The sequence below is a fragment of the Halorubrum sp. CBA1125 genome (genome assembly GCF_009742825.1).
Lineage (GTDB): Archaea > Halobacteriota > Halobacteria > Halobacteriales > Haloferacaceae > Halorubrum.
The window spans coordinates 1-6,226 of record NZ_WPCE01000172.1; the positions used below are offsets into that span (position 1 = coordinate 1).

Annotated in this window: 5 protein-coding genes and 1 pseudogene; 4 read left to right on the forward strand and 2 right to left on the reverse strand. The window is 70.0% G+C overall.

Annotated elements, in window-relative coordinates; genetic code table 11:
- From GJ633_RS17250 to GJ633_RS13015, 3 genes and pseudogenes are all read left to right on the forward strand, one after another.
- Positions 1 to 590: pseudogene (locus GJ633_RS17250) on the forward strand (hypothetical protein); the annotation flags it as partial.
- Positions 587 to 1,423, forward strand: coding sequence for a HEAT repeat domain-containing protein (locus GJ633_RS13010; RefSeq protein WP_321169080.1), 837 nt, complete (start codon positions 587 to 589; stop codon positions 1,421 to 1,423). The pseudogene GJ633_RS17250 and the gene GJ633_RS13010, both read left to right, overlap by 4 nt.
- 35 nt (positions 1,424 to 1,458) lie before the next feature.
- On the forward strand, positions 1,459 to 2,706 hold the full coding sequence (locus GJ633_RS13015; RefSeq protein WP_156589168.1) for a P-loop NTPase: 1,248 nt from the start codon (positions 1,459 to 1,461) through the stop codon (positions 2,704 to 2,706).
- 12 nt (positions 2,707 to 2,718) lie between these two features.
- On the opposite strand, the gene GJ633_RS13020 is transcribed toward GJ633_RS13015, so the two are convergent.
- Positions 2,719 to 3,798 carry a HAMP domain-containing sensor histidine kinase gene (locus tag GJ633_RS13020; protein ID WP_156589169.1) on the reverse strand — a complete coding sequence of 360 codons (1,080 nt, stop codon included), beginning with the start codon at positions 3,796 to 3,798 and terminating at the stop codon, positions 2,719 to 2,721.
- Between the two features lie 70 nt (positions 3,799 to 3,868).
- Entirely contained in the window at positions 3,869 to 4,690 is an 822-nt protein-coding gene (locus GJ633_RS13025; RefSeq protein WP_156589170.1) for a fumarylacetoacetate hydrolase family protein, read from the reverse strand.
- Between the two features lie 261 nt (positions 4,691 to 4,951).
- Between GJ633_RS13025 and GJ633_RS13030 the strand changes: the two genes are divergently transcribed.
- Positions 4,952 to 6,226: amidohydrolase (locus GJ633_RS13030; protein ID WP_156589171.1), on the forward strand; the 1,275-nt coding region annotated here is incomplete at its 3' end.

The following is a 6,226-nucleotide window of genomic DNA, read 5'->3' on the forward strand; positions in this document are numbered from 1 at the left end:
ACGTCGCGGCGCTGGCGCCGGCAGCCGCGCTCCCGGCGGCCGTCGGCGTCGCCGCCGGCGGGACCCTGGCTCTCTTCGGGGCGGTCGGCCGGCCGACCACGGCGGCCGGGTATCGGCGACTGGCGACCGCCGGGATCGCGACGGTCGGCGTCGGCCTCTCGCTGGGCGGCGCGTTCGGCCTCGCCGTCGGGGGGACCCGCACGGTCGGCGTCGGCGCCACGCTCGCCGCGGTCGCGCTCGTCGCCCCCGAGATGGATCCCGACTGGAGATCGCTCGCGGTCGGGGTGACGGCCGGACTCGGCGTGTTCGCGGCCGGGACGGTCGAGCCGTTCCTCACCGGGACGACGCTGCTCGTCGCCCTCTCGATCACCGGCGTGTCGGTACCGTTCGTCGCCGTCGCCGTCGCCGGGGGCGTCACCGCCGTCGCGGCCGGGATTCGGCGGCGTGTCGTCCCGGCGGCGGCCGGCAGCGGGCTCTGCCTGTGCGCGGGGATACCGACGACGCCGGAGCGCGCCGCCGCCCTCGTCGTGGGACTCGCCCTCGTCTTCTGTCGCACCGAGCTGTCGACACCGGGAGGTGAGTACGCGTGAGGGACGCCGACGAGGCGACCGACGGCCCGACGGACCCGCGCGTTCACCCCGAGGAGAGCCCGGGGTTCGGCGAGCGTCCCGAGGGGCTCGAGGACATCGAGGTGAGCCGCGACGTGACGATCGGCGAGGCGACGCCGCGGGAGCTCCGGGCGACCGACGTGTCGCCGATCGCCGACGACCCGGCGGCCGAGAAGATCGCCACGCTCGGCGACGGCGACGTCGTCGAGCGTCGTCGGGCCGCGCTCGCGCTCGGCGAGGAGGCCGCGACGGACGCCGTGATCGACGCTCTCGTCCGAGTTGGGCTGGCGGACGACGACGCCGACGTGCGGCAGTTCGCCGTCGAGTCCCTCGGGAACCTCGGCGGCGACCGCGCCGCCGACGCGGCCGCCGAGGCGCTCGACGACCCGAACCCGTGGGTTCGCTCGGAGGCTCTCATCGCCCTCGATCGGATCGACAGAACGGCCTTCGCGGCCGATATCGAGGCCGCTCTCGACGACGACCACCACGCCGTCCGCCGGAACGCGGCGGTCTCGCTGTTCAAGCTCCGCGGCGAGGACATCGCCGACGTCCTGCTGGAACAGACGCGCGACGAGAGCGAGCGCGTCCGGGAGTGGGCCGCCCACCTCCTCGCCGGCGTGTCCGGAGAACGGGCCGAGAGCCGGCTCCGTGAGCTGGCGGCCGATCAGTCGGAGCCGGAGGTGGTCAGGTCGACAGCCGCCAGATCCATCGAGGCGGATCCCGGCGCCTTCCGCCGGCAATTCACCGGCGGCACGGAGGGCGATACCGGCGACGACCCCCACAAGAGCAGACTGAACCGACGACCAGACCTCTAACGCACCGAAACGGCAGAGACACACCTCAGATACACATGGACGACGCGATCCACGACGACGTCGAAGCGGCGCTCCGAAAGGTCCGCGACCCCGAGGCCGACCTCTCCGTCTTCGAGGCCGGACTGATCGAGAACATCCACACGACCGACGGGACGGTCGTCATCGAAGTCGACCTCCACGACTTCCCGCCACAGGAGGCCGAGTCGGTGACGGCCACCCTCGTCGAGGCCGCGTCGGCAGTCGAAGGGGTCGAGCGCGCCCACGTCGAGCGGGTTCCCGACACCCCAGACACCGACGGCCGAGCGGCGGGCATCGCCACCGCCGACCGGGTGATCGCCGTGGCGAGCGCGAAGGGCGGGGTCGGCAAGTCCACCGTCGCGACCGGTCTCGCCCGCGCGCTCGCCGCCGACGGCGAGGCGGTCGGCCTGTTCGACGCCGACATTCACGGCCCGAACGTCCCCGAGCTGCTCGAAGTCAGCGGCCCGGTCCACTCGGACGACGAGGGGAATCCGATCCCCGTCGAGACGCGGGGGATCGAGGTCATGAGCGTCGGGCTCATGTCCGACTCCGCGCCGCTGGCGTGGCGCGGCGCGATGGCTCACGACGCCCTCTCGGAGCTGTTCGAGGACACACGCTGGAGAGATCCGGACACGGTCGTCATCGACCTCCCACCGGGAACCGGCGACATCGCGCTGACGACGCTCCAGTCGGTCCCGATCGACGGGGTCGTGTTCGTCACCACGCCGTTTCACGCCGCCGTCTCGGACACCCACCGCTCGCTGCAACTGTTCGAGGAGAACGACGTGCCCGTGTTGGGAATCGTCTCCAACATGGGAGAGTTCGTCTGCGACGAGTGCGGCGAGCCACACGAGCTGTTCGGCGAGGGCGACCCGATCGCGGCGCTGAACCGGCCGGTGCTGTCCGAGTTACCCTTCACCGAGGCGATGCAGACGTTCCCGACCGCGTCCGACGACCACCTACCGTCGTCGCTCCGGGCGCTCGCCGACGCCGTCCGTCGACGGTACGACGAGATCTGGTCGGTCGATGTCCCGTCGAACGCCCTGGATATCCGAGGACTGAGCGCCGAGGACCGGTACGACGCCGTCGAGACGCACGTCGCGAACGGCGAGTCGGGGACGACGATGCAGGTCGTCAGCGACCGCGATCCCGCTCCGCTGCGGTCGTACCTGATCGATCTCGTCGACGACATCGACTCCCTCGAACGGTTCGCGGTCAAACAACAGAACCCCGAGACGTGGCTGGTTCGCACCGTCCGGCCCTGATGGGGAAACCCGTCACCGGACGCATTCGACGCCCGTGATCTCGAATCGCGTGCCGCCGTCGGTGCCCTCTGTCACGCGGACGTCCCACCCGTGCGCCTCGACCACTCGTTTGACGATACTCAATCCGAATCCGGTTCCCCCCCGTTCTGTCGAGTAGCCGGCCTCGAACACCCGATCCCGGTCGTCCGGTGGAATGCCTGCCCCGTCGTCCTCCACGTAGAAGCCGTCGTCCAGCATCCCGACCGTGACGGTGACGTCCGCCCCATCGCGTTCGACCGCGTCGCCGGACTGCGTCCGGCTGCTCGTGGAACCGTGTTCCACGCTGTTCTGCATGAGATTCTCCAAGAGCTGCTGGAGGCGCGTCTCGTCCGCTCGAATCCGCCCGTCGCCGTCGGTGACGATCGTCGCGCTCCCGGTTTCGACGTGTCGCCAGCAGTTCAGCGCGAGCGCCTCGAGGTCGACCACCGCCGTGTCGCTCACCAGGTCGCCCTCGCGTGCCAGCGTCAACAGGTGCTCGATCAGCGTCTCCATCCGGTGGTGAGCACGCTCGACGGCCTCGAGGTGGTCGCTCTCGCACTCGTCTGCGACGAGCTCCAACCGACCGCTGGCGACGGTGAGGGGATTCCGGAGGTCGTGGCTCACGACGCCGACGAACTCGTCGAGCCGCTCGTTCTGGCGTTCGAGCTCCTGCTCGCGTCGTTTTCGGTCTGCGATGTCCCGCGTGTTGACGACGTATCCCCCGTCTGGGGTGGAGTTTCCTGACGCGACGGATTCGACCCACACGTACGTTCCGTCGGCCTGTTCGTGGCGAAATTCGACCGACTCGACGGTGGACTCGTCGCCGGCGACGACGGCCTGAAACGCGGCGATGACCCGCTCGCGGTCGTCCGGGTGAACGTACTCGGCGACCTGCTCGCCCACGAGTTCGTCCTGTTCGTAGCCGTAGATGCGCTCGATGGAGGGACTCTCGTATCGAATGATGCCGTCTTCGTCGAGGACGGTGAGGAGGTTCGTGGAGTGTAACGGCAGGGCCTCGAGCGAGACGTTCTCGTGGGGAGAAGAAGCTAATTCCGCCCGCTCGTCGCTTTCCATACGTTCTTGTCCACCCGACACCGTATGGTTCTTTCTCTCATATTCACGCTGTCCGACACTCGATGGGACTCTACCGGACGACGTCCGCGCTGACGTCGCCGACGCCGGAGACCCGCGCCGTCACCGCGTCGCCCGGCTCGATCGGGTGGGCGCCCGGCGTGCCGGTCGAGATCACGTCACCGGGCTCGAACGTCAGCACGTCCGAGTGAAACGCGACCAGGTCTCGGGGGCCCGTCATCATGTTCGCGACGCGGTTCTCGGCTCTCGGCTCCCCGTTCACGACCGTCTCGACCCGGACCGCTCCGAGGTCGTCGACCTCGTCGGTCGTGGCGATCCAGGGACCGAAGACGAGGAACGAGTCGAAGCTCTTCGCTCGCGTGAGGAACCGCGGATTCCGCTCGAGGATGTCCTCCGCGGTCACGTCGATCACGGGAACGTAGCCGGCGACCACGTCGTCGGCGACGGCGGCCGAGACGCCCGAGCACGTCCGGCCGAGGACGACGGCCAGCTCCGCCTCGGCCGTCACCCGGTCTGACACCTCGCGAGGCGGAAGCCGGATCGGCCCGCCCGGTCCGGTGGCCGCCGTCGTCGGCTTCACGAAGCTCGCGGGCTCGGACGGCCGGTCCTCGTCGAGGTCCGCGGCGTGATCGGCGTAGTTCAGTCCGATCCCCCAGAGCGTGCCGTACGCCGCGAGCGGCGAGGCGAACACGACATCGCTCGACGGGATCCGCTCGGCGGTGGCGATCGCCGGGTCGGGGAGCGTTCCCGCCGCCGCGCGCGGCAGCGCCGCACCTATCGACCTCAGCGAGGGGTCCGCCGCGGCGAGCGGGACGAACCCCGCCTCGTCACCGAGCAGCGGCGTCCCCTCGGTGGTGCGAGCGAGTCGAACCATACACGCACGCTGCGCTCTCCAGTCGGTTAGCACCCCCGCAAGCGGAGGATTTTGTGCGGTTTGGGGACACGGTGCCACGAAGGCGAGGGGATCACGAACTCGAGGAGGACACGAATACGAGGGTGTCACGAATGCGAGGGGTCACGAATTTTCGGTGACGACGTACCGTCAGACGTCGACGAACACGCCGACTCCCGTGCGCGTTGCTGGTCCCTCTCAGCGGCTACGGTTAAGTACCGCGGCCGCTATCAGTCGGGAAGGATGTCTCACGACCTGCGGACGAGGGTGATCGACCTGCGGCGGGCGTTCCACCGCCACCCTGAACCGGGGTGGCGTGAGTTCCAGACGACCGCCCGCGTCGTCGAGGAGGTCGAGCGGATCGGAGTCGACGACGTCGCCGTCGGTCGCAAGGCGTTGGCGACGGAAGAGCGCATGGCCGTCCCGCCCGAGGCCGACATCGAGGAGTGGCGCGAGCGAGCGCGTCGAGCCGGCGTTCGGACCGACGTCTTAGACCAGACTGCGGGCGGCCACACGGGCGTCGTCGCGACGCTCGAACGCGGAAGCGGACCGTGCGTCGGGCTCCGCGTCGACCTCGACGCGATCTCGATGGGAGAGTCCGCCGAGGCGAGCCACCGACCGGCCGCCGAGGGGTTCCGCTCGGAGCACGAGGGGTACATGCACGCCTGCGGGCACGACGCGCACCTCGCGATCGCGATCGGGACCCTGGAGGCCGTCGCGGAGAGCGCGTTCGAGGGGACGCTCAAGGTGTTCTTCCAGCCGGCCGAGGAGATCTCCGGCGGCGGGAAGGCGATGGCCGAGGGCGGCCACCTCGACGACGTCGAGTACCTCCTCGCGCTCCACATCGGGCTCGACCACCCGACGGGAGAGGTCGTCGCCGGGATCGAGCGGCCGCTCGCGATGGCGCACCTGACGGCGACGTTCGAGGGAGCGAGCGCCCACGCGGGGAAGGCGCCCAACCAGGGCGCGAACGCCATCCAGGCGGCGGCGAGCGCGATCCAGAACGCCTACGCAATTCCCCGGCACAGCGATGGACTGACCCGGGTGAACGTCGGTCGCATCGAGGGCGGCGACGCGAGCAACGTCATCGCCGAGGAGGTCACCATCGACGCCGAGGTTCGCGGCGAGACGACCGCGCTGATGGAGTACACGCGGACGGAACTCGAGCGCGTGCTCTACGCCGCGGCCGAGATGCACGACTGTGACGTCACGCCCCGGATGATCAGCGAGTCGCCGCGCGTCGACAGCCACCCGGCGCTCCGGGACCTCGTCGGGAACGTCGCGTGGGGCGTCGACGGGATCGATCGCGTGATCCCGACGGAGGAGTTCGGCGTCAGCGAGGACGGGACGTACCTGATGCAGCGGGTCCAGGACAACGACGGCCTCGCCTCCTACGTCCTCGTCGGGACGACCACCGACAAGCCACCACACGCCGACGTCGACATCGACGAGCGCAGCCTCGAGATCGGCGTGTCGCTGCTGTCGGAGACGATCCTCGAACTCTCTCGGCGACGCCCG